Source organism: Gordonia sp. UCD-TK1, assembly GCF_001691435.1.
GTDB lineage: Bacteria > Actinomycetota > Actinomycetes > Mycobacteriales > Mycobacteriaceae > Gordonia > Gordonia hongkongensis.
Genome location: NZ_LZMP01000079.1, coordinates 100,854 through 124,839 on the forward strand (window position 1 = coordinate 100,854; position 23,986 = coordinate 124,839).

Consider the following 23,986-nt stretch of genomic DNA (forward strand, 5'->3'; position numbering starts at 1 on the left):
GGTGGTCTCACCAGTGGCCAAGAGGTTCGGCATTCTGACCTCCGGGGGAGACTGCCCCGGACTGAACGCGGTCATCCGCGGCGCAGTGCTCAAGGGTGAGACCGTGTACGGCCACGAGTTCGTCGGCTTCCGGGACGGCTGGGCCGGACTGGTCTACGGCGACATCGTCGAACTGAACCGGTCGACGGTCCGCGGCCTGTCGAACCAGGGCGGCACCATTCTCGGCACGAGCCGGTTCGGTCCCTACTCCGAACCCGACGGCGGTCCCGAGAACATCAAGAAGGTGTTGAAGAACCTCGAGATCGACGGCGTGATCGCGATCGGCGGCGAGGGCACTGCGGCGGCGTCGAAGCGGTTGTTCGACGACGGCATCAACATCGTCGGGGTTCCCAAGACCATCGACAACGACATCGCCGCCACCGACTACACCTTCGGGTTCAACACCGCGGTGGAGATCGCGACCGAGGCCAWCGACCGCCTCCGCACCACCGGCAACTCGCACAAACGGTGCATGGTCCTCGAGGTCATGGGTCGCCACGCGGGCTGGATCGCCCTGCACTCCGGGATCGCCGGCGGCGCCCACGTCATCCTGATCCCGGAGAACCCCGAGAGTCTCGACCAGATCTGTGCCTGGGTCACCAGCGTCAAGTCGCGCGGGCGTTCGCCGATGGTCGTCGTCGCCGAGGGGTTCAAGCTCCCGGAGATGAAGGAGGCGTACTCCACCAAAGGTCTCGACGGGTTCAACCGTCCCCGTCTCGGTGGCGTGGGAGAGGTGCTCGCCCCGCTCATCGAGGAGCGGACCGGGATCGAGACCCGGGCCACCATCCTCGGCCACATCCAGCGCGGCGGCGTGCCGTCGGCCTACGACCGGGTGCTCGCGACCCGCATGGGGATGGCGACCGCCGACCTCGTCGCCGAGAAGGGCTGGGGGCAGATGGTCGCTCTGCACGGCACCGAGATCGCACGCATCACCTTCGACGAGGCACTCGGTGAACTGAAGACGGTGCCGTTGGATCAGTACAAGGAGATCCGGGTCATCTTCGGCTGAGTGACTTCGGGGCCTCAGGCCACCGGGGTGACCGTCGCAGCCGGCTCGCGCGGGATGATGATCCAGAGCGCCAGGTAGATCAGGACCTGGGGTCCGGGCAGCAGCATCGACAGGATGAACAACGCGCGGATGAGCGTCGGATCCCAGCCCCAACGCTCGGCGATACCGCCGCAGACACCGCCCAGCCACGAGTTGCTGCGCGAACGCATCAGGCGGGGGCCGCTGTAGGCGGGTTGCGGGGTGGTCATCTCGTCCTCCTGTGTGGATTGTGGTCCGGCGTCGTTCGCCGGTGACATCCACGCTACGAGCGGGTCCGGCTCCCGGCATCGGTGATCACCCTGAACGTGCCCCTGGGATATCGCCGCATAAACTGGCCGCTATGACTTCCGCAGCCGTCGACCTGTTGGACTACGACGAGGTGCTTGCCGCATTCGATCCGGTGATGGGTCTCGAGGTGCACGTCGAGCTGGGCACCGCGACCAAGATGTTCTGCGGGTGCCCCACCGAGTTCGGTGCCGACCCGAACACCCAGGTGTGCCCGGTGTGTATCGGACTGCCCGGCTCGCTCCCGGTTGCCAACGCCAAGGCCATCGAGTCCGCGATCCGCATCGGACTCGCGCTGAACTGTTCTATCCGGCCGTCGAGCGTCTTCGCGCGGAAGAACTACTTCTACCCGGATCAGCCGAAGAACTACCAGATCTCGCAGTACGACGAGCCGATCGCCTACGACGGTTTCCTCGACGTCGTGCTCGGCGACGGCACCACCTGGCGGGTCGAGATCGAGCGCGCCCACATGGAGGAGGACACCGGCAAGTCGCTGCACATCGGCGGCTCGACGGGTCGAATCCATGGGGCGAGTCATTCGCTGCTCGACTACAACCGCGCGGGCGTGCCGCTCGTCGAGATCGTGACGCGGCCCATCGAGGGCGCGGGGGAACGCGCGCCCGAGGTGGCCCGGGCGTACGTGTCGGCACTGCGTGATCTGCTCAAGTCGCTGGACGTGTCGGACGTGCGCATGGACCAGGGCTCGATGCGTTGTGACGTCAACCTGTCGCTGAAGACGAAGGACGCCACCGAGTTCGGTACGCGCACCGAGACCAAGAACGTCAACTCGCTCAAGAGCGTCGAGGTGGCGGTTCGCTACGAGATGCGCCGTCAGGCCGCCATCCTGAAGGCCGGGGGCGAGATCGTCCAGGAGACGCGGCACTTCCACGAGACCGACGGCACCACGTCGGCCGGGCGCCGCAAGGAGACCGCCGAGGACTACCGTTACTTCCCGGAGCCGGATCTTCCTCCGGTGCAGCCGGATTCGGCCTGGATCGAGGAGTTGCGGGCGAACCTGCCCGAGCTGCCGTGGCTACGTCGCGCTCGCATCCAGGAGGACTGGGGAGTCTCCGACGAGGTCATGCGTGACCTCGTCAACGTCGGCGCGGTCGATCTCATCATCGCCACCGTCGACGCCGGGGCAGCACCCGAGGCGGCGCGTGGCTGGTGGGTGTCCTTCCTTGCGCAGCAGGCCAATTCTCGCGGAGTCGAACTCGCCGACCTGTCCATCACGCCGGCGCAGGTCGCCGAGATCATCGGACTGGTCGACGAGGGCAAACTCACGACCAAGCTGGCGCAGCAGGTCGCGACCGCCGTCCTCGACGGTGAGGGTGAGCCCGCCCAGATCGTCGCCGACCGCGGCCTCGAGGTGGTTCGGGACGACTCCGCGCTCCAGAAGGCGGTCGACGACGCGCTCGCCGCCAACCCCGACATCGCCGACAAGATCCGCGGCGGGAAGGTCCAGGCCGCCGGCAAGATCGTCGGAGATGTCATGAAAGCGACTCGCGGACAAGCAGACCCGGCCCGCGTCAAGGAACTCGTCATCGCGGCCTGTTCCTGAGGCGGGCACAGCCCCTCTGCTCCCTGAGGAGCGAGGGGCGATCCCCTCTGCCCCCTGATCCGAAAGAACGACCAATCCGTTGGTCTGAGGGGTGCAAGCGATGCCCTCCCTTTGCTCCCTGAGGTGCGAGGAGCGTTAGCGACGAGCCACGAAGGGTTCGCGACGCACCTCGCCAGGACCCTTCGTGACGCGCCCTCCGCAAGCTCCGGGCGCTCCTCAGGGAGCGGGGGTTGGCCGCGCCATCCGCAAGCTCCGGCCTCCTCAGGGAGCGGAGGTTCTTTCGTTGTGCACGACGGCGCGAGGCGTCCCGGTCACGTCCGGTCGTTGCCACCGCCGGAGGGCAGGAAGCGGAACACGCGATCGTCGGTGGGCTTCGCTGAACCCACCTCCTTGTTGACGGTCGCCACCTGCAGCAGCCCATTGGGGAGCGCGGCCATCCGGCCGAGGGCACCGTACCGCCGGTCGAGCACGACAGCAGGAGCGGTGATCGTCGGCACCTCGCGAGTGGGCTCGTTGATGGCCTCGATCCGTTGGGTGCGCGTCGTCGAGACGAAGATGCTGCCGCCGGCGACCCCGCAACCCGCGATCTGCGGCCGGTCCGGCCACGTCCACAGCACCTTGGGCCCGCCTTCTTCGAGCACCTGCACGCGATCCTCGGTGGCCGTCTGGTCGGCGACGTAGACCGTCCCCGTGGAAGCGTTGGAGCACAACGCCACCGACGACCCGAAGCCGGATGCGAGGATCGCCGGCCGAGGGCCGTCGCCAGAGGTGAACGAGGTCACCAGCAGTACCTTGCCGGCCAGGGACGACGGATCGTCCGCGGCCGCGGGATTCCCCGCATTGCCGGTGGCGACGACGAGTTCGGTCGGCGACCGGAAGTACATCGCGCCCATGTTCCCGGTGGCGCCCTTGGGGATGCCGGTCAGGATCGGCTTGGGCACGTCTCCCGGTGCCAGGCGGACGATGCGGTTGTCCGACGGGGTCGTGATGTAGGCGTAGATCAACCGGTCCTGAGAATAGGTGGGGGAGTAGGCGAAATCGATCAGACCGCCGTCACCGGACGCATCGACCGGCGTCTCTCCCAGGGTCCGGGCAGGCCCGTAGCGTTTGGTTGTGATGATCTTGCCGGTCGTACGTTCGGCGACGACGGTGACCTCGCCCTGCTCGTCGCCGGGCATCACACCGCCGGTGGACGCGAGGCACGTCGCGATCACCGCGGGGTCGGGGTCGACGCACGGGCCGGTCGGTGGCGGTTGCGTCTCGCGCGGGGTCTCCGGCGGTGGCGTCGGTTCGGGCTGGCCGCTCGGCCGGTTGTTGGGGCTGAACGCACCCGCCTCGCGTTGATTGTCCTGGGCGCTGAAGTCCGCGCAGCCGCCGACCAGCACCACGACCGCCGTCAGCAACGTCACCAGCACTCGCCACCGGGCCCACACCCGGCGGTCCGCCGTCGCGGCTGAACTCGTCCGGGCATCGTCGCGCGTGCCCGTCGGGCGCCCCTTCCACATGCCGTCCACAGTAATGGTGCTCCGGGTGGCGGTGCCCCGAGCGTGGTGCCCCGACTCACCCCGTCGGGGTCCGGTGACCGCAGTCCGCGAGCCTCTAGAGTCGGGCGTGTGAGCGAACGCGACACGTCGGGCACCAGCGAGCGCGACACACCGGCGACGAGTCCCTACGACGAACCGACCGGACAGATCCCGGTCCCGGGTGCCGGGGGTGGAGTGCCCGGTGCCGGACCCGGCCCGGCGGCCGCGCGGCCCGAGCCCGGCCCGCCGACACCGCCCGCGGTGACCGACCGTGACGACTTCTACAACCGGCACGCCCGGCGGTCGCCGGCCCCCTACTCCCGGGTGGACGACCTCGACGACCTCGATCCCGGCGACGTGGAGACGCGTCCCGCCGCCGCGGGTACTCCGACGACGTCACGGCCCATCGCCGAGCCACCCCGACCCGCCGCGAAGACCGCGCCCCCCGCCCCACCGGCGGCCGGGGCGGCAGGGCCGGCGGACGACGATTTCGAGACCGTCCAGTTCGCGAAGCATCCCGGTCCCGCCCGCGCGCAGCCCATCGACGGCCCCACCGACGACGCGGTCACCACGCCGGAGCCGGCGCTGCCGCCGGTCGGCACCGCGCGCTACGACTTCGTCGATGACGACGACGATCTGATCTCCCGTGCCCGAGCGCACGACGCCGCGTCCGACACCGAAGTGCTCGACGACGAGCCGCGCGGTCGACGTCGGTTCGGGCGGCGCCGAACCGACGACGACACCGATGATCGGCGCGGTGCCGGGGCCGACGACGACCTCGAGGACGCGCTCGCGAAATCGCGGCGCGGCACCATCGACCTGGGTTTGCTGCTGTTGCGTGTTGCGCTCGGCGGCCTGGTCGGTGCGCACGGCCTGCAGAAGCTCTTCGGGTTGTGGAACGGTCCGCGGTTGAGCGGCTTCGAGTCCATGCTCGTCGACGCCGGCTTCACCGCCGACTACGCCCAGATCCTCGCCATCGTCGGTGCGCTGTCGGAGACGATCGGTGGACTGATGGTGATCCTCGGGCTGCTGACCCCGATCGGGGCGTCGGCGATCCTCGGCACCATGCTCGTCGCCGCGGCCTACAAGATGTCGATGGCTGATGGCTTCTCGTTCTTCGCCGCCGCCGGCGGGGTCGAGTTCGAGCTCTTCCTCGCGGTGGCCGCGGCGGTCGTCATCCTGACCGGCCCGGGTCTGTACTCACTCGACTATCCGCGGGGTTGGGCGCGACGGCCGTTCGTCGGCTCGTTCCTCTGGCTCATCGTCGGCGTGGCGGCAGCCGTCGCGGTCTGGGTCCTGGCCAACGGGAGCAACCCGCTCATCTGAGTCGGCACCGACACCGAACGCGGGGGACGTATCGGAATCCGATACGTCCCCCGCACTCTGTGGTGAGGAGTCAGTCGACCTGACGCACCGCGCCGCGGTCGGCCGACGTCGCGAGCTTGGCGTACGCGCGGAGTGCGGTGGTCACCGTGCGCTGACGGTCCTTCGGCTGCCACGGCCGTTCGGAGGCCTCCATCTTGGCGCGGCGCTCGGCGAGCACCTCGTCGTCGACCAGGACCTCGAGGCGGCGGGTCTTGACGTCGATGAGGATCGGGTCGCCGTCCTCGACGAGTCCGATGGCACCACCCGACGCGGCTTCGGGGGACATGTGACCGACCGACAGGCCCGATGACCCGCCGGAGAACCGGCCGTCGGTGATGAGGGCGCACTTCTTGCCCATCCCGGTGCCCTTCATGAAGGCCGTCGGATGCAGCATCTCCTGCATGCCGGGGCCACCCGCGGGACCCTCGTACCGCACGACGAGTACCTCGCCGGCCTGGATGGTCTTGGAGAGGATGACCTGGACGGCGTCTTCCTGGCTCTCGACGACACGGGCCGGGCCCTCGAAGTGCCACAGGTCCTCGTCGATGCCCGCGGTCTTCAGGACAGCGCCGTCGGGGGCGAGGTTGCCGCGCAGCACGCACAGACCGCCTTCGACGGTGTAGGCGTGCTCGAGGTCGCGGATGCAACCGCCTGCGGCATCGGTGTCGAGCGAACTCCACCGGTTCGACGTCGAGAACGGAGTGGTGGTGCGGACGCCGCCCGGTGCGGCGTGGAAGAGTTCGACGGCCTCGTCGATAGCCTTGCCGCCGCGGATGTCCCAGTCGTCGAGCGCTTGGGCCATGGTCGGGGTGTGCACGGTCGACGCGGTGTCGTCGAGCAGGCCCGCGCGGCGCAGTTCCCCGAGGATCGCCGGGATTCCGCCGGCCCGGTGGACGTCCTCCATGTGGTAGTCCGAATTCGGCGAGACCTTCGACAGACACGGCACGTTGCGGCTGATCTCGTCGATGACTCCGAGGTCGAAATCGGCGACCTCTCCCTCCTGCGCGGCGGCGAGGATGTGCAGGACGGTGTTGGTCGAACCGCCCATCGCGACGTCGAGGGCCATCGCGTTGCGAAACGCGGTCGGCGTGGCGATGTTCCGCGGCAGCACCGATGCGTCGTCGTCGCGATACCAACGTGTCGCCGCATCGACGACGACCGTGCCGGCGCGCGCGAACAGGGCGCGGCGGGCCTCGTGGGTGGCCAGCGTCGAGCCGTTGCCGGGCAGTGCCAGTCCGAGAGCTTCGGTCAGACAGTTCATCGAGTTGGCCGTGAACATGCCCGAGCACGAACCGCACGTGGGGCACGCCGACCGCTCGACCTCGTCGAGTCCGGCGTCGTCGACAGCACTGTTCGCCGACGCCGAGATCGTGGTGATCAGGTCTGACGACGGATGTGCGACATCGCCGACGACGACTGCCTTGCCGGCTTCCATCGGCCCGCCGGAGACGAACACCGTCGGGATGTTCAGGCGCATCGCGGCGTTGAGCATGCCGGGAGTGATCTTGTCGCAGTTGGAGATACACACCAGCGCGTCCGCGGTGTGGGCGTTGACCATGTATTCGACCGAGTCGGCGATGATCTCGCGGCTGGGCAGCGAGTAGAGCATGCCGCCGTGACCCATCGCGATGCCGTCGTCGACGGCGATGGTGTGGAACTCCCGCGGCACGCCACCGGCGGCCCGCACGGCCTCGGCCACGATGTCGCCGACGTCCTTCAGGTGCACATGCCCCGGCACGAACTGGGTGTAGGAGTTGGCGATGGCCACGATCGGCTTGCCGAAGTCGTCGTCGGTCATCCCGGTGGCGCGCCACAGGGAGCGGGCGCCGGCGGCTTCGCGGCCGACGGTGGTGGTACGTGACCTCAGAGCAGGCATGGGTTCCTCGAATCGATCGTGTGGCTCAGGCGGCCCGGCGCGATCGGACGTGCRGTGACGGACCGGCGCCGGACTCTTCGGCTCAACACCGCGACCCCGGGTGTGTTCCCACGGGCTGTGGCCGGGGGTGAAACTGTGTTGACGGGCGCCGCCTCGCTGAGGGTGGGCGTGAGGGAGCACCGAGAAGCAGGCTACTCCGCTGTGACGATGGGTAACAAAACCATTCGGGCGTGCGGGCCGGGCCGCGCCGGTGCCGTCCTCGGTCGGGGTCAGATCCCCAGCACCGTCTTGGCGATCGAGAAGTAGAGGAGAAGGCCGGTGGCGTCGCAGAACGTCGAGATGAACGGCGTGGAGAACACCGCGGGATCGACGCGGATCGACTTCGCGATCAGCGGCATCACGCCGCCCACGGTCGCGGCAAGGGTGCACACCGACAGGATCGTCAGGCCGATCACCACACCGATCTCGAGGCCGTAGACGAGTGCGGCGACGGTGAACCCGGCGAGTCCGAGTAGCGCGCCCATGGTCAGTCCGACGCGGACCTCCTTGGCGGCGACGCGGGCGACGTCGCGCGGGGCGACCTCGTCGGTGGCGAGTGCGCGGGTCACGGTCGTCGCCGCCTGCGAACCGGTGTTCCCGCCGATCCCGGTGAGCAGCGGGATGAACAGTGCCAGCGCGACCCGCTGCTCGAGGGTGCCCTCGAAGATCTCCAGCACGTTGACGGTGAGGATCGCCGACACCGCGAGCACGAACAGCCACACGATCCGGGCGCGCGTGATCGACAGGATGGACGAGAACAGGTACGGGTCGCGGAGGGGTTCACGCGCGCCCGCACGGGCCTCGTCGGTGTCCCGGGCCTGCTCGACGACGTCGACGGCATCGTCGATCGTCAGGACGCCGACCAGGCGGCTGTCGCTGTCGACGACGGGCATGGCGAGGATTCCCCGGTCCACACACCTCTGTGCGGTGGCCTCGGCGTCATCCTCGGCATGAGCGAACATCGGCTTGTTCATCAGGTCGTGGACGGGTTCGGCCGGGTCGGCCAGGAGGAGGTCGCGCAGGCTGACCACACCGCACAGCGAGCGAGCGCCGTCGAGGACGGGCACCGTGTAGATCGTCTCCGCGGCGTGTCCGCGTTCTCGCACGCGGGCCAACGCGTCGCCGGCCGGTTCGTCCTCTCGGGCGTGGACGAACTCGGGACTCATCCGACGCCCCACCGAACCGCGCGGGTAGCCGAGAACCACCGCGGTCATGTCGCGTTCGGCCGGGGTTAACTGCTGGATCAGCGACTTGGCGACTCCCGCGGGCAACTCGTCCAGCAACTCGGCGCGATCGTCGGGGTCGAGGTGGTCGAAGGCGGCGGCCACGTCCGCGGTGCCCAGATCGTCGATGAGGCGGCGCTGCGAGCCGGCCGACAGATCGTCGAACACCTCCACCGCGAGGTCCTTGGCCAGCAGACGGAACGCGACGCCACGGGACTTGTGGGGGAGCCGGTCGAGCAGGGCGGCGATGTCGCCCGCGGGCATCGCGGACAGCGTCGTCCCGACGTCTGCGAGGCGACCTGCCGAGATCAGTTCGTCGAGTTCACCGGCGTCGAATGTTCGGGTGTGCTCCACGGCCGCACTCTATCGCCGGCAGGTGGAGGCCTCTGAGACCGAGCGGAGTCGGATCCGTGCCGGAAACGAGGAGACCGTGACTACTCGGCAGAGCGGGCCGCCTCGAAGGGGTCCGGAATGCGGCCACCACTGACGAGCGACAACGCGGGAAGATCACGGAAACCGATGGCGGGCAGACGAACTCGACTGCCATCCGTCAGGACCGCACGCACCGAACTCCACTTCGGGAACTGCAGTCCGGCGATGTCGGACCAGGCGATCTCGGTGGTCGAGAACATCCGCACCGAGTTGAGTCCGTTCTCGGTGACCACGGTCCGCAACCGGTGGATCCACAACCAGACCAGGACCGGGACGATCAGGGCGAAGGCAAACCACGGGGAGGCGCCGACCAGGAGCACGACCACCAGCGCGGCCATCGGGACCGTGAAGTAGGCGGTCCGGTTGATACGGAACGTCACCGGATAGTCGAATGCGACGTCGTCGGCAGGGGTCGCGCTGGTCTTCGGGTCTACGGGGTCGGTGGAATCAGTCGGCACCGCTCCATTGTGCCAACCGGCCCCGAGGCCTCTCGCCGACGGGTTCGTCGCGCCGGACCGAAATCGAGGTGCGCAGACAACCGACTCGACCAGTGTTTTCCCAGATGGTGAGACGGCGTGGTCCGGAGTTTGACTCAGAACCGAACACAGTCCTACCGTGAACCCGTGATGCAGAACGGGATCCTCGTAGTAATCGGCTGGCGCGTCTTCGCCTGACCGGTCACCTCGCAGACCCCCAACCGGCATCGACGCGCCACCCTCGAACAGCGGAAGCTGTCGGGGGTTTTTTCATGCCAGGTACTTCCATCACCGATATCGGATTCCACAACCAAGATGAGGATCGTGCAGTGAGCGCACCAACAGCACGCACCGACGCCGGCCGCAACGAGCCGACGCGCAACGCAGGACTGCGGCAGCAGTCTCCGGCGGCGGGCAACCTCCGTGCGGTAACCCAGCACACCGTTGCTCCCGAGCGTGTCAGCGGCGCCCAGTCTGTGGTTCGTTCCCTCGAGGAGCTCGGTGTCGAGGTTGTCTTCGGCATTCCGGGTGGCGCGGTCCTGCCGGTCTACGACCCGCTGCTGGACTCGCAGAAGGTCCGCCACGTCCTCGTCCGTCACGAGCAGGGCGCAGGTCACGCCGCGACCGGGTACGCCCAGGTCGCCGGACGCGCCGGCGTCATGATGGCCACGTCCGGTCCCGGTGCCACCAACCTGGTGACCCCGCTGGCCGACGCCCAGATGGACTCGGTGCCGGTCGTCGCGATCACCGGCCAGGTCGGTCGCGCGCTCATCGGCACCGATGCGTTCCAGGAAGCCGACATCTCGGGTATCACGATGCCCGTCACCAAGCACAACTTCCTGGTCAGCCGGGCGATCGACATCCCGAAGACCATCGCCGAGGCGTTCCACATCGCCGAGAGCGGTCGTCCCGGCGCGGTCCTGGTCGACATCCCCAAAGACATCTTGCAGGCGCAGACCACGTTCTCCTGGCCGCCGCAGATCGACCTGCCCGGTTACCGCCCGGTGACCAAGCCCCACGGCAAGCAGGTTCGCGAGGCGGCCCGCATGATCAACGCCGCGAAGTCGCCGGTGCTCTATGTCGGCGGCGGTGTCATCAAGGCGAACGCGTCGGCCGAGCTGCTGGAACTGGCCGAGCTGACCGGCATCCCGGTGGTCACCACGCTGATGGCACGCGGCGCGTTCCCCGACAGCCACCAGCTGCACCTGGGCATGCCCGGCATGCACGGCACGGTGGCGGCGGTCGCGGGCCTGCAGCGCAGCGACCTGCTGATCACCCTCGGAGCACGCTTCGACGACCGGGTCACCGGACAGCTGTCGTCGTTCGCGCCGAACGCCAAGGTCATCCATGCCGACATCGACCCCGCCGAGATCGGCAAGAACCGGCCCGTCGACGTGCCGATCGTCGGTGACTGCAAGGCGGTCATCGCCGAGCTCACCGAGGCGCTGCGCGAGGAGCGGGCGACCAGCGGCTCGACTCCCGACATCTCGCAGTGGTGGTCCTACCTCGACAACCTGCGTCGGACCTATCCGCTGAGCTACGACCGTCAGACCGACGGCTCGATGTCGCCGGAGTTCGTCATCCAGGCCCTCGGCAAGGCCGCCGGCCCGGACGCGGTGTACTGCGCAGGTGTCGGCCAGCACCAGATGTGGGCCGCACAGTTCATCTCCTACGAGAAGCCGCGCACCTGGCTCAACTCCGGTGGTCTGGGCACGATGGGCTACGCGGTGCCCGCCGCCATGGGCGCCAAGGCCGCCGACCCCGACGCCGAGGTCTGGGCGATCGACGGTGACGGCTGTTTCCAGATGACCAACCAGGAACTCGCCACCTGCGCGATCGAGGGCATCCCGATCAAGGTGGCGCTGATCAACAACGGCAACCTGGGCATGGTCCGTCAGTGGCAGACGCTGTTCTACGAAGAGCGTTACTCGAACACCGATCTGTCGACGCACTCGCGGATGATCCCGGACTTCGTCAAGCTCTCGGAGGCGCTGGGCTGCGTGGCCTTCCGCGTCGAGCGCGAGGAAGACGTCGACGAGGTGATCGCGAAGGCGCGGGAGATCAACGACCGCCCGGTGGTCATCGACTTCATCGTCGGCAAGGACGCGCAGGTGTGGCCGATGGTCGCCGCCGGTACCGGCAACGACGAGATCATGGCCGCCCGCGACATCCGGCCGCTGTTCGACGACGACGAGTCGGCGTCGGGTCCGGTGGAGATCCACCAGGCGATGGATGGCCATCAAACGGTCGACAACGCGCCGGCCGATCGCGCAAACCAGAAGGACGAGCAGTGAGCACCACCCATACCCTCAGTGTCCTGGTCGAAGACCGACCCGGCGTCCTCGCGAGGATCTCGGCGCTGTTCTCGCGGCGCGGATTCAACATCGAGTCACTCGCCGTGGGCCCCACCGAGCTCAAGGGCATCTCGCGGATGACCATCATGGTCTCGGTGGAGGACTTCCCCCTCGAGCAGGTCACCAAGCAGCTCAACAAGTTGATCAACGTGATCAAGATCGTCGAGCAGGACCCGGCGAGCTCGGTCTCGCGCGAGCTGATGATGGTCAAGGTGCGGTCGGATTCGACGGTGCGCACCGAGGTCATCGAGGTGGTGAATCTGTTCCGCGCCAAGGTGATCGATGTCTCGCCCGAGTCGCTGACGATCGAGGCCACCGGCACGTCGGAAAAACTCGAAGCACTTCTGCGGATGCTCGATCCGTATGGAATCCGGGAGATCGCGCAATCGGGCGCGGTGACCCTCGGTCGGGGACCGAAGAGCATGTCGGCCAACCGCTGACAGAGAATCCCGCTGTCCTCGCGCTCATCTGAGCATCGGCGAGGAGCGACAAGGGAATTACGAATCCCGACGGATTCCGAGAATCCGCCAGGGACACCACATATCGAAGGGAAACATAGTGGCCATCGAACTGTTCTACGACGACGACGCGGATCTGTCGATCATCCAGGGTCGCAAGGTCGCGGTGATCGGCTACGGCAGCCAGGGCCATGCGCATTCGCTGTCGCTGCGCGATTCCGGCGTCGACGTCGTGATCGGTCTGCGTGAGGGCTCCAAGTCGAAGGCCAAGGCCGAGGAGCAGGGCCTCAAGGTGCTCACCGCATCCGAGGCCGCCGCCTGGGCCGACGTCATCATGGTGCTGGCGCCCGACACCTCGCAGGCGAAGATCTTCACCGAGGACATCGAGCCGAACCTGCAGGACGGCAACGCGCTGTTCTTCGGCCACGGTCTCAACATCCACTTCGGCCTCATCAAGGCGCCGGAGAACGTGACCGTCGCGATGGTCGCCCCGAAGGGCCCCGGCCACCTCGTGCGCCGCCAGTTCGTCGACGGCAAGGGCGTTCCCGCGCTCATCGCCGTCCACCAGGACCCCAAGGGCGAGGGCCAGGCGCTTGCGCTGAGCTACGCCAGCGCCATCGGCGGTGGTCGTGCCGGAATCATCAAGACCACGTTCAAGGAAGAGACCGAGACCGACCTCTTCGGCGAGCAGGCCGTGCTGTGCGGCGGCACCGAGGAACTGGTCAAGACCGGCTTCGAGGTGATGGTCGAGGCGGGTTACGCCCCCGAGATGGCCTACTTCGAGGTGCTGCACGAGCTCAAGCTGATCGTCGACCTCATGTACGAGGGCGGCATCGCGCGCATGAACTACTCGGTCTCGGATACCGCCGAGTTCGGCGGTTACGTGTCGGGCCCGCGGGTCATCGACGCCGACACCAAGGAGCGCATGCGCGGCATCCTCACCGACATCCAGGACGGCACCTTCGTCAAGCGCCTCGTCGCCAACGTCGAGGGCGGCAACAAGGAGCTCGAGGGCCTGCGCAAGGACAACGCCGAGCACCCGATCGAGGTCACCGGCAAGAAGCTGCGCGACCTGATGAGCTGGGTTGATCGTCCGATCACCGAGACCGCCTGAGTCGCAGTAGTTCTCACGGTCGGCCCCCGGGGTTCCTCCCGGGGGCCGATCGGCGTTCGAGGGCCGCGTCCTCGAGCGGGTCGGCTGTGGATCGCCTGTGCCCGATTAAGCGGTTGACTGCTACCGTCATTCCCGAACATCAATGGGGGTGTGATGCGGGTAGATCCAGACGTTCTCCGTTCGCTGGCGAACCAATCCGACGACGCTGCTTCGGGCGTTCTGACAGCCGATCTCGGGGGTAAGGCCCAGCGAGCTGCAGACGGCGTCGACGGTTCGTCGACGCAGTGGGCTGCACGACTCGTCGCCATGGAGCTCCGCTCGCGAGCGGAGTCCATTTCCGACAGCATGACCGCCATCGGAGGGGCGGTTCGAGGCGCAGGCAACACCTTCGAGGTCGAGGATGCGACGCTAGCCCGGACGTTCGAGCGCCTCGAGTTCGGACCGGGGAGGAACTGACATGCTGCCGACCCGGCCGCAGCTGACCGGTTGGAATCCTGGAACACTCGCCGGTGGTGGGGAATCGATCGAAACCGCAGGGACGTCTGTGGAGTCCGCTGTGGGTTCGGTGTACACCGCGTGTGAGAACCTGCCCTCGCTGAGCGGATGGTCGGGCGAAAGCCACGATGCCGGGACCGAGGCGTTCCGACGCGCCGGCATTTCGTCTGCAAGCCTCGCATCATTTGCTGCATCTGTCGGATCGGCGCTCTCCGAGGGTGCACACACGTTGGCGACTGCGCGATCTGGCCTTCTCACGAAGGCCGATGCCGTCGACGCGAGCAAACTGTGGGTTACGGACGCGTGGGTGGTTCTGATCGATCCGATCGAACTGTCCCAGGAGGAGGCTGACCGTCTGGTCGCGGAAGCGAACAGTCAGCAAGGCGAGGTGAACCAGCTACTGCTGGCCGTCGACGCCGCTGACGACGCGATTGCGGAGGCTATCCAATCTGCGGCGGGCAGGCATGGCTGGACGAATCCAGCGGCCAACACGTTCGTCCCTGTCCCGGGGTTCGTGCCACCGACCGATCAAGTGCCCAATCCGGGAACGCTTTTGGGCATTCAACAGCAACTGATGGTGCGTGCCGAGGACATGGCTATGACGGTACGAGCGACCGAGAAGTTCGAAGACGACCAAGGTCGGCACAAGGTCCTGTACATGCAGGACGGTACTCGTCAGGTGATCACCGAATGGAATCCTTATCGAGGATCTATGCCGACGATGAAGCTCTCCGAGACAACCGTGAAGCATTATGGCCGCGGAGGAGAGACTATTTCGACCTCGTATTCGTACGAGGACCTCACCGGCACTAAGAGATTCTCAACCACATGGGCTGACGGAACGACGGCATACGCGGAGGAGTGGGAGGACGGGTACAAGAGCGGTCGGGTCACCACACCCGACGGCCGCACGGGAGACATCCCCTCTGACAGCCCGTTTTTCACACATCCGGTCGCGACGACCATCGGAGGAGCACTCAGCGGAGTCGACAAGTATGTTGCCGACGGTCATAGTATCCCGCGGGTCTCGGCCGCCGCTGTTGACAACATTGGCGTGGGCGCGAAGTACGGTGGCCCGGCGTTGGCCATCGGCGTGGGTATCTACGACGTGGTTGTGGCCGAGGACAAATGCGTTGCCAGTATCTCCGCGGCGCTTGGAGTCGCCGGAGGGGTCGCGGGCGGTGTCGCTGGGGGCGGGTTCACTTCCGCGGGGGGTCCGCTTGCCGTGGGCGGGGCGGCGGTTGGTTCGATGGCCGGCAGCTGGATATTCGGGTCGATTGGCACGAAGGTCGGCGAAGCTGTCTGCCCGTCACCGGCGTCGTGACGTCGCCAACCAACCCGATTTGGCAGCGGCACCCGTATCCCGTATTCACAGCAAGGATCGTTATGACAAACATTCGCAGGCCCGCTGAGTGGCGAGGTGGCCGTATCACCGGTGTACTGTTCGTCGCACTGATGGCACCGGCTGTAGTCGCTCTATTGGTGACGGCGCTTCGGTCGCAGGACGTGCCGACGGTGTTCGTCGCCGTGACGTTTGCGCTCGGGATGTGCGCATTTCTGGCCGGGGGGCTGCGTACGCGTGTCTTCGAACAGGTGCAACCGAATGTAGACACGGCGACCGGTCGTCTCACGCTGCGATACGACCAGATTTTCGACCGTCTATCCCGTGCCGCGCTCGCGTTGGGGGCGGCCGGCGGCATCGTATTCGTGGCACTTGTCCCGATGGGGAAACTCGACTTGTCGCTGACGCCTGGTCAGCGGACTTTCTTTCCTCTAGCGGTGGGCGTCACTGTCGTTGCTGCAGTCTATGCCGAGTATGCACGCCACAAACATGGGCCGCCGAGGATCACGCTGGACGTAGATGCTGTGACACTCAATCGAACTTCGTCGCAGACGCCGTTTCGCTGGGCAGACATCACTCGTATGGACGCCGAACGGATCGGGTCATGGCCAAAGCGTGACGTGGTGTACATAGAGACGACGGAGGCGTCAAAACCATACGTGCTGGGTGACGCGCCCTGTTACACGCCCGGCGGTGCGGCGCTGTATTCGTTGCTGCGGTTCTACTGGTTGAATCCAGAATCGCGGATCGAGCTGAGCGACGGTCGCGCTGCGGCGCGCCTTGCCGCCGAAGATTTCGTCGACACGGGTCGGTAGGTCCAGGGGTTCGCCGCGATCGGCGCCTCCGGTCTAGGGTCTGACGCGTGCAGAGCTTCAGTGTTGAATTGCCGCAGCCGATTCATCGCACCGTCGACGGCGTACAAGTAGCGACATATGTCTTCGAGCCGCCCCGCCACACCGGCGCCGAGGTCGTGATGTGCCACGGGACCCCGTGGTCGGCGTACGTGTGGGCCGGCGTGGCGCACCAGATCGGCCTCGGTCGCCGAGTCTTCCTGTGGGACATGCCCGGATACGGGCAGTCGATGGTCAGGGACGCACCGGTGGATCTGGCGACCCAGATGTCGAGATTCGCTGTGCTGCAGTCACAGTGGGGTCTGACGCGGCCGCACGTGATCGCACACGACATCGGGGGCGCGGTGGCACTGGGTGCGCATCTGCTCCACGGTCGCGAGTACGCGTCGTTGTTCCTCTGGGACATCGTGACTCTGGATCCGTGGGGGTCGCCCTTCTTTCGACTGGTCGCCGACAACACCGAGGTCTTCGAGCAACTTCCCGACCCCTTGCACGCGGCGTTGGTGCGCGAGTACATCGCCGGTGCCGCGCGGCACCGGCTGACGGACAATGACTTCGACGAGCTGACCCGTCCGTGGCTCGGCGGGGAAGGCAAAGCCGGGTTCTATCGTCAGATCGCGGCATTGCGGCCGGAGCACACCAGACCCGTCGCGGAACGCCTGTCGCAGGTCCGGTGCCCGACGCGGATCGGCTGGGGCGCCGACGATCCGTGGATTCCCGTCGAGCAGGCCACGCAGCTACGAGACCTCCTGCCCGACCGCCGCGACCCCGTGATCCTCGACGGTGTCGGACATCTCGCACCTCTGGAAGCGACGGCAGCGGTCACCCGGCAGATCGAGGACTGGCTCGGGGCGGTGACGTGACCGCGGTGACCTCACCGACGACGCCGCGGCTGCCGGAAGTTCTCCGGTAGCCGCGGCGGTGATCGTGATCGTCACATGGCGTGTGCCGGCAGACCCCGTTCCCGTACGTGGGCAGTCTCGAGTCCGGACCGCCGGGAGACGATGTCGACGAGTTCGTCGTAGGTGCGACACACCACCGCGGAACCGGTGGGGGCGCTGACCACCCATCCCGAGGGAATTGCACGAACATGGTCGCGGCGCAGCAGCTCCGACATCCGCCGGGCCACGTGCGCACGCCGGCGAGGCCCGGACACGAACTCCGCGGCCCAATCCGGCGGTGCGCCTGCGCAACCTCCGCACATCAGGGCATCACGTCGCCGGAATTGGGGCCGAGTACCTGCCCGACGAACAGGTTGCCACCCGGATCGGAGGCGAGGAGCACGGCTGCCGGTGCGATCTCCTCGGGCCGGCCGAACCGTCCGAGGGGGAGTTCGGCGCGCTTGTCTCGCTTCCACCCGTCGTCGATGCCCTCGACCATGGGGGTGTCGATCGGACCGGGTGCGATGGCATTCACGAGCACGCCACGTCCCGCGGTCTCGAGCGAGATCGACTTCGTCATCGCGATCACGCCAGCCTTCGCCGCGGCGTAATGCGCCAGCGAGACACCGCCTTTGATGCCCAGCTGCGAGGCCACGTTGATGATGCGCCCGGCGCCCTGGGCCAACATCGGCCGCAGCGCCGTCCGATTGCACAAGAAGACGCTGGTGAGATCGATGTCGATGGTCTCACGCCACATCTCGGTGGACATGTCCACGGTCGGCGACTGGGTGAGGATGCCGTGTGAGCAGACGAGGATGTCGAGTCCACCGTCCTCGTCGACCATCCGCGCCACCAGCGCATCGACCTCGGGCTCGGATGTCGCATCCAGAACGACCCCGCGCCGGGCGCCGACCTCGTCGGCGACTGCGGTCACCCGATGATCGCGATCCGCAAGCGTCACAGTGGCGCCCTCGGCGAGATAGGCCGACGCGATCGCACGCCCGATTCCCGACGCCGCGCCGGTGACCAGAGCGCGCCGGCCCCGGAGAATTCCGGTCATGTCAGATCCTCTCTTTCAACCCGTTGTTCAGTCGCGCATAGCGGTGGTCAGTGCCCCGTCGACGACGATCGCCTGACCGCTGACATAGGAGGCCTGCGGACTCGAGAGGAAGGCGATCACCTCGGCTACCTCCCGTGGATGGCCGACCCGACCCCAGGGGATGTAACCCCCTGCCCGGTCCAAGCCCTCGGGGCCGAGCGAATTGACGGCGTCACTCGACTGCGGAGTCCGGATGAGGCCGGGGATGATGGCGTTCGCGCGGATGCCCCGGGGCCCGTATTCGACGGCGAGACTTCGAGCCAGACCGATGATCCCGGCTTTGGCCGTCGCGTAGTGGGCGTGGTTCTGCCACCCGTAGACACCGCCGGCGATCGACGAGATCACGGTCACCGATCCGCCTTCGGTCATGTGGCGGAGTCCGGCGCGAGCCGTCCGCATGACGCCATGCAGGTCGACGGCCATCATGTCGTGCCATTGTTCGTCGGTGATGGAATCGAACGAGGCCTCGCGGAGGATTCCCGCGTTCGCGACCGCGATGTCGAGACGTCCCCACGCCGACACGAGGCCCGCGGCGAAGGCGTCCACCGACTCGGTCGAGCGCACGTCGACCTCGACGATCCGCCCCTGTCCACCGGCGTCGCTGACGTCCCGCAGCGTCGTCTCCGGATCGTGCGGGTCGCCCGGGAATGTCCCGATCCCCACGCGCACGCCTCGTTCGGCCAGGCAGACCGCGGTGGCGGCGCCGATGCCCGAAGCGGCACCGGTGATCATGGCAACGGCCGGGTCGGTCATGCCTGTGCTCCTGCCGTCGTCGTGGGGCCCGCGGGCACGCCGGCCTGCGGCGGCGTGTCGGCGACCTTGCGTGCGCCGAGCACGATCACCGCCGACGCGATGGCGCCGAGCGCACCGACCCAGAGCGCGGCGGTCGAGTAACCGACCGATGCCGCGGTGAGACCGGTCAGGATGAAGCCCGAGATGATCGCTCCGGGTTGCGACATCGCGCCGATGAAGGCACTTCCCGTTGCGCGACAATCGGTGTCGAAGCACTCCGCCTGGAAGAACATGATGGCGGCGTACGGGCCGAGGAGGAAGAACAGGCCCATCATGTAGGTCACGAGCACGAAGATCTGACTCGACGGTCCGAGCAGCATCGCGCCGAAGAACAGACCCGAGAGCAACCAGCCGACGGCAATGGTGTTGCGCCGCCCGAATCGGTCGCCGGCCCAGCCGTGCGCGAGGTAACCCGCGACCGCGACCAGATTCGACAGCACCACGAGGATGAGGGTGCTCGAGGCGTCGATCCCCTTACCCTTCTCCAGCACCGTGGTACCCAGGACCGAGAAGGTCTGGATCGCGAACCAGTTGAGCAGCCAGGCCAGGGACAACACGACCGTGTTGCGCAGGTGCTTGCCGGTGAAGATCCGTTTGAAGGGTGCCGAGGTCTGCTCGACCGTGGCGGTCGCGGCCGCGAGGGCCTCCGCCTCGTCGTGCTTTCCGGCCTTGCGGAGTTGCTTGACCGCGTGCTGCGCCTCGAATTGCGGGCTCTCCTTGAGGGTGCGGCACACGAGGGCGACGATGACCGCGGGAATGGTGGCCAGCAGGAACGCGATCCGCCAGGAGTCCGCGCCGAAGATGGCCGTCACGATGGCGACGAATCCGGCCGCGAGCAATGCGCCGGCCGGCCAACCGGTCTGGACCATCGAGTAGACGAACCCACGACGCTTCTTGATCTTCTCGTCCTCGGTCAGCTCGTAGAGCTCGTTGAGATACGTGGCGTTGACCGACTGCTCGGCGAGGCCGAGGCCACTGATCGCGCGGACACCGATCAGCGAGGTCGCGCCGAACGTCGCCGCCGTGGCCGCCGACGACGCCGCGGTACCGCCGACCGAGATGATCATGCCCTTGCGACGTCCGAGCTTGTCGACCATGGGACCCACGAGGAGGACCACGATCGCGGTGCCGACGCTCACCAGGGTGGAGACCAGGAGTGCGTGACTGGTCGACCAGCCGAACGACTCCTCGATCCGCGGGAGCAACGTGCCGAACAGGATGAAGTCGTACACCGCGATCGTCCAGGCGAAGAACGCGATTCCGGACGCGCGTCGGGTCTCCTTGCCGGTGACACGACGCAGCCCCGGGGGTGGGGTGGTGGATTGAGACATGGTTGTGCTCTCTTGCTCAGTGGGATGTGCGAAGCCGGCGCGTCATCGGGTCGGCATAGGGGAATGGGCGGTGCGGCAGTCGGCGGCCCGGAAGTCAGCGGCGCGGCGAGCGCTTCTTGAAGTCTTCGGCGATGGTGTCGAAATTCGCCCAACGGATACCGTCGTGCGAATTGATGTGCTCGATCAGGCGCTCGAGCATGAGCAACACCTGCGGCCGGCCGGAGACGTCCGGGTGGATGGTGAATGTGAAGACGGCGTAGTCGCTTTCGCGATAGACCCAGTCGAACTGGTCACGCCACATCTCCTCGATGTGTCGCGGATTGACGAATCCGTGGCTGTTCGGGCTGCCCTTGATGAACATCATCGGGGGGAGATCGTCGAGGTACCAGCTCGCCGGGATCTCGACCAGGTCGGTCTCCTCACCGCGGACGAGCGGTTTCATCCATTCCGCGGCCGGCTTGTCGTAATCGATCGGGGTCCATGAGTCACCCACCCGGACGTAGTACGGCTCGAAGTCACGATGCATCAGCGAGTGGTCGTAGGTGATCCCGCGCTCGACGAGCAACTCGTTGGTGACCTTGCTGAACTCCCACCATGGCGCGACGTATCCGGTGGGCCGCTTGCCGGTCCGAGTGCTGATCAGATCGATGCAGTGATCGAGGATCTCCGATTCCTGCTCACGTGTCATCGCGATCGGGTTCTCGTGACTGTATCCGTGCACACCGATCTCGTGTCCCGCGGCGACGACCTGATCGAACTGTTCGGGGAATGTCTCGACGGAGTGCCCCGGCCAGAACCAGGTTGCCGGGAGATCGTATTTCGCGAGCAGGTTGTTGAGGCGGGGGACGCCGACCTCACCCGCGAACACTCCGCGAGAAATGTCCCCGGGAGAGTTCTCGCCGCCGTATGAGCCGAGCCAGCCGCCGACCGCGTCGACGTCGATGCCGAAAGCTACGAAGATTTCCTTGGCCATTGTTTCAGTCCTCCTTGGTGTTCGGGAGCTCGTTGTCGTGGATGAGGGTCGTGTGGATGTCGGTGGAAACGTCGGAATTCGATGCCCGGTTCGGCGACACATCTGCATATGTCTCGATCAAGTGGGCGAGGGGCTGGTCGCGCGTCCGGCCGGTGGACAGCAACAGCGCCAACAGAATCCGTGCCTGCGTCGCAGGCAGGCCGGAGACGGGTGGGACGCCGGCGCCGACCAGATCCGCACCGCCGCCGTTGCCGTAGACGCCGCGGACGGGTCCGGCCGGTACACGGGTGGACAGGACGAGCGCCAGGCCGTCATCGACGAGGTCGGCCGCGGCTTCGACGATCGCCGGGTTGCCGTTGCCGATACCGGTTCCCGCCAGCACGATTCCGGCGGCGCCGCAGGCCGCAGCCGCGCGCAGCAGCGCGTCGTCCGCACCGGGATAGACGTCGACAAGATCGACACGCGTGTCGTCGAATCCAGCATCTGGGCGTGGCAATGGGTCGGGTCGCGGCGCCGTGGGCCCGAAGCAGACCTGCCCATTCGTCACCTTCCCCGACGAGGCAGAGACGACGGAGCGGAATGCATCGAGTGCGGTCGTGTGGATCTTTCGTGCCCCCCGGGCGGGGATGATCTGTCCGGCGAAGACGATCATGACGCCACGGTCGCGGGCGGTCGGCGTCGCGGCGACGCGGACGGCGTCGGTGAGGTTGCCCGGACCGTCACCGTCGGCGTTGTCGCCGGCCCGTTGGGCACCCGTCAGGACGACGGGACGGGGATCGTCGTGGACGAGGTCGAGGAGGATCGCAGTTTCCTCCATGGTGTCGGTTCCGTGCGTGATCACCACGCCGTCGACCCGTTCCGTGGACCGGGTGAGAAGTGCGCCGACCGCGTCACTGATCTGCCGCAGATGTCCGAGTGTCAGCCGGTAGGAGCCCACCGTCATCAGATCGACCGTCTCGATCTCGATGTCGTCGAGGCCCGCCCGTTCGACTAGTTGCGCGGCGGTCTTGGTCGCCACGACCCCGGCGTCGGTGGCCTCGGAGGCAATGGTGCCGCCCGTGGCGACGATGGCGATCCGCGTCATCGGTTGCGGCTCGAAGGTGTGGTGAGGCCCCCGATGGCGGGAGCGATTCGGATGACTGTGACGTGCATGACGTGAAGTGAAGCACAACCCAAACGTTTGACGCAATCGTTTGTGTAACTTCCGCCAAACGTTTGTGTAAATCGCGACGTAACAGAAGTCGTTGGGTACGCTGTGGGCCATCGACGAGAGAGGGCCGGGTTGAGAAAGCCAGTACAGGGGACGGCGAGGGGGCCGCTGACACTCCGCATGATCGCCACCGAACTGGGGGTCAGCCCGTCAACCGTGTCCCGGGTGCTCAACACGCCCGGCGACGCCGCGCTCCGCTGGGGGTCCTCCGACACTGTCGCCCGGATACGCGCATTCGCCTCCGAACACGGCTATTCCCCGAACCCCCAGGCATCGAGCCTGCGGACCCGTCGCTCCGGACTGATAGGCGTACTCGTACCGCGGCTACAGGACTACGTACTCGCCACCATCTACGAGGGAGTCGAGGAGGCGGCCTACGAGTCGGGACTCTCGACGTTCGTCACCAACTCGCTGGACAAGCCCGACAATCAACGCTCGCGGACCCGCATGATGATCGACCGCCGTGTCGATGGCCTCATCTACGGGGACGCTCATCTCGATCACCACTTCCTCGACGAGATCTATTCGGAGGGAGTCAAATTCGCGCTCGTGTCACGAACGGCGGGGGACTATCCCTCGGCGACGGTCGACGACGTCAAGGGCGGACGGCTGGTCGGTGGGCATCTGTACGACACCGGGCGGCGAGATGTCGCGGTCCTCGCCGGCTGGGAGTTCGCGTCCACCGCACGTGACCGCACCAACGGCATCGTGACCGCGTTCGCCGAACAGGGCGTCGAGATCCCGGACGACCGTATCGTGTATTCGGGTTTCGACCCGGCCGGCGGTCGTGCCGCGGTCGAGCAGCTGCTGGAGACCGGGTCGGTGCCGGATGCCATCTTCGCGACGAACGACTTCGCTGCCATCGGAGCCTTCGGGGCCCTGCGCGATCGCGGGATTCGGGTACCCGATGACGTTGCACTCGTCGGTTACAACGACACGCCCATCGCTGCGGGCGGGGCCGTCCCACTGACCACGATCCGGTCGCCCATGCACGAGATGGGCAGACGAGCCGTCGGCTTGCTGCTCGAGGTCATCGGCGGCCGGACGCCCGAGTCGGTCGTGCTCGAGCCCGAGCTGATCATCCGATCGAGCAGCACCTCCATGAGCGAGCAGGCGGGCGACCCGTCATCCGTCGAGGCCTGACGGGCGAACACCACACGCAGCGGCGTCGCGTACGTCACCCCGGACACGACGACGCCCCGGAGGGAAACCATCCGGG

The 23,986-nt window shown here is 67.1% G+C and carries 21 protein-coding genes; 10 read left to right on the forward strand and 11 right to left on the reverse strand.

All coding sequences use genetic code 11. The features are described 5' to 3' along the window. The first annotated feature begins 13 nt into the window (after positions 1-13). Complete coding sequence (locus A9310_RS23820; RefSeq protein ID WP_065632693.1) at positions 14-1,048, forward strand: 6-phosphofructokinase; 1,035 nt, start codon at positions 14-16, stop codon at positions 1,046-1,048. 14 nt (positions 1,049-1,062) lie between these two features. Here the strand turns inward: A9310_RS23820 and A9310_RS23825 are convergent, their stop codons facing one another. Beyond that, a complete protein-coding gene (locus A9310_RS23825; protein ID WP_065632747.1) occupies positions 1,063-1,296 on the reverse strand; it encodes a PspC domain-containing protein in 234 nt (77 codons plus the stop codon). Positions 1,297-1,427: 131 nt separating this feature from the next. Here A9310_RS23825 and gatB point away from each other — a divergent pair, with 131 nt between their 5' ends. Continuing rightward, on the forward strand, positions 1,428-2,933 hold the full coding sequence (gene gatB, locus A9310_RS23830; RefSeq protein ID WP_065632694.1) for an Asp-tRNA(Asn)/Glu-tRNA(Gln) amidotransferase subunit GatB: 1,506 nt from the start codon (positions 1,428-1,430) through the stop codon (positions 2,931-2,933). A gap of 311 nt (positions 2,934-3,244) precedes the next feature. Here gatB and A9310_RS23835 read toward each other — a convergent pair whose 3' ends face one another. Then, the gene (locus A9310_RS23835) at positions 3,245-4,348 is read right to left on the reverse strand and encodes a sorbosone dehydrogenase family protein (protein WP_065632748.1); all 1,104 of its coding nucleotides are present in this window, start codon (positions 4,346-4,348) and stop codon (positions 3,245-3,247) included. A 198-nt stretch (positions 4,349-4,546) separates the two neighbouring features. On the opposite strand from A9310_RS23835, the gene A9310_RS23840 reads away from it, so the two are divergent. Beyond that, positions 4,547-5,782 carry a DoxX family protein gene (locus tag A9310_RS23840; protein WP_065632695.1) on the forward strand — a complete coding sequence of 412 codons (1,236 nt, stop codon included), beginning with the start codon at positions 4,547-4,549 and terminating at the stop codon, positions 5,780-5,782. A gap of 70 nt (positions 5,783-5,852) precedes the next feature. On the opposite strand, the gene ilvD is transcribed toward A9310_RS23840, so the two are convergent. The 3 genes from ilvD to A9310_RS23855 all read right to left on the reverse strand — a co-directional run bounded on the left by ilvD (position 5,853) and on the right by A9310_RS23855 (position 9,849). Beyond that, positions 5,853-7,697, reverse strand: a complete 1,845-nt coding sequence (ilvD, locus tag A9310_RS23845) for a dihydroxy-acid dehydratase (protein ID WP_065632696.1) — start codon at positions 7,695-7,697, stop codon at positions 5,853-5,855. A 269-nt stretch (positions 7,698-7,966) separates the two neighbouring features. Next, the gene (gene mgtE / locus A9310_RS23850; protein WP_065632697.1) at positions 7,967-9,313 is read right to left on the reverse strand and encodes a magnesium transporter; all 1,347 of its coding nucleotides are present in this window, start codon (positions 9,311-9,313) and stop codon (positions 7,967-7,969) included. 80 nt (positions 9,314-9,393) lie between these two features. Beyond that, a complete protein-coding gene (locus A9310_RS23855) occupies positions 9,394-9,849 on the reverse strand; it encodes a PH domain-containing protein (RefSeq protein WP_065632698.1) in 456 nt (151 codons plus the stop codon). 347 nt (positions 9,850-10,196) lie between these two features. Between A9310_RS23855 and A9310_RS23860 the strand changes: the two genes are divergently transcribed. The 6 genes from A9310_RS23860 to A9310_RS23890 all read left to right on the forward strand — a co-directional run bounded on the left by A9310_RS23860 (position 10,197) and on the right by A9310_RS23890 (position 17,344). After that, positions 10,197-12,161 carry an acetolactate synthase large subunit gene (locus tag A9310_RS23860; RefSeq protein ID WP_058252142.1) on the forward strand — a complete coding sequence of 655 codons (1,965 nt, stop codon included), beginning with the start codon at positions 10,197-10,199 and terminating at the stop codon, positions 12,159-12,161. Beyond that, positions 12,158-12,661 (forward strand): acetolactate synthase small subunit, encoded by a 504-nt coding sequence (gene ilvN, locus A9310_RS23865; protein ID WP_058252141.1) that lies wholly within the window; start codon positions 12,158-12,160, stop codon positions 12,659-12,661. Before A9310_RS23860 ends, ilvN begins: the two co-directional genes overlap by 4 nt. Before the next feature lie 118 nt (positions 12,662-12,779). Further along, positions 12,780-13,793, forward strand: a complete 1,014-nt coding sequence (gene ilvC / locus A9310_RS23870) for a ketol-acid reductoisomerase (protein ID WP_065632699.1) — start codon at positions 12,780-12,782, stop codon at positions 13,791-13,793. Between the two features lie 457 nt (positions 13,794-14,250). After that, positions 14,251-15,612 carry a hypothetical protein gene (locus tag A9310_RS23880; protein WP_065632700.1) on the forward strand — a complete coding sequence of 454 codons (1,362 nt, stop codon included), beginning with the start codon at positions 14,251-14,253 and terminating at the stop codon, positions 15,610-15,612. Between the two features lie 62 nt (positions 15,613-15,674). Beyond that, positions 15,675-16,445, forward strand: coding sequence for a hypothetical protein (locus A9310_RS23885; protein WP_065632701.1), 771 nt, complete (start codon positions 15,675-15,677; stop codon positions 16,443-16,445). Positions 16,446-16,492: 47 nt separating this feature from the next. After that, positions 16,493-17,344 (forward strand): alpha/beta fold hydrolase, encoded by an 852-nt coding sequence (locus A9310_RS23890; protein ID WP_065632702.1) that lies wholly within the window; start codon positions 16,493-16,495, stop codon positions 17,342-17,344. Between the two features lie 71 nt (positions 17,345-17,415). Here A9310_RS23890 and A9310_RS23895 read toward each other — a convergent pair whose 3' ends face one another. The 6 genes from A9310_RS23895 to A9310_RS23920 form a co-directional block, all read right to left on the reverse strand. Then, a complete protein-coding gene (locus A9310_RS23895; RefSeq protein WP_254661326.1) occupies positions 17,416-17,637 on the reverse strand; it encodes a hypothetical protein in 222 nt (73 codons plus the stop codon). A gap of 47 nt (positions 17,638-17,684) precedes the next feature. After that, entirely contained in the window at positions 17,685-18,422 is a 738-nt protein-coding gene (locus tag A9310_RS23900) for an SDR family NAD(P)-dependent oxidoreductase (RefSeq protein ID WP_065632703.1), read from the reverse strand. Positions 18,423-18,449: 27 nt separating this feature from the next. Further along, positions 18,450-19,214 (reverse strand): SDR family NAD(P)-dependent oxidoreductase, encoded by a 765-nt coding sequence (locus A9310_RS23905; protein WP_065632704.1) that lies wholly within the window; start codon positions 19,212-19,214, stop codon positions 18,450-18,452. Continuing rightward, entirely contained in the window at positions 19,211-20,584 is a 1,374-nt protein-coding gene (locus tag A9310_RS23910) for an MFS transporter (protein WP_058252136.1), read from the reverse strand. The genes A9310_RS23905 and A9310_RS23910 overlap by 4 nt, the downstream gene beginning before the upstream one ends. 94 nt (positions 20,585-20,678) lie before the next feature. Next, on the reverse strand, positions 20,679-21,557 hold the full coding sequence (locus tag A9310_RS23915) for a polysaccharide deacetylase (RefSeq protein WP_065632705.1): 879 nt from the start codon (positions 21,555-21,557) through the stop codon (positions 20,679-20,681). A gap of 4 nt (positions 21,558-21,561) precedes the next feature. Then, entirely contained in the window at positions 21,562-22,641 is a 1,080-nt protein-coding gene (locus A9310_RS23920; protein WP_058252134.1) for an asparaginase, read from the reverse strand. 198 nt (positions 22,642-22,839) lie between these two features. Here A9310_RS23920 and A9310_RS23925 point away from each other — a divergent pair, with 198 nt between their 5' ends. Beyond that, positions 22,840-23,910 (forward strand): LacI family DNA-binding transcriptional regulator, encoded by a 1,071-nt coding sequence (locus A9310_RS23925; RefSeq protein WP_368072727.1) that lies wholly within the window; start codon positions 22,840-22,842, stop codon positions 23,908-23,910. The last annotated feature ends 76 nt before the right edge of the window (positions 23,911-23,986 follow it).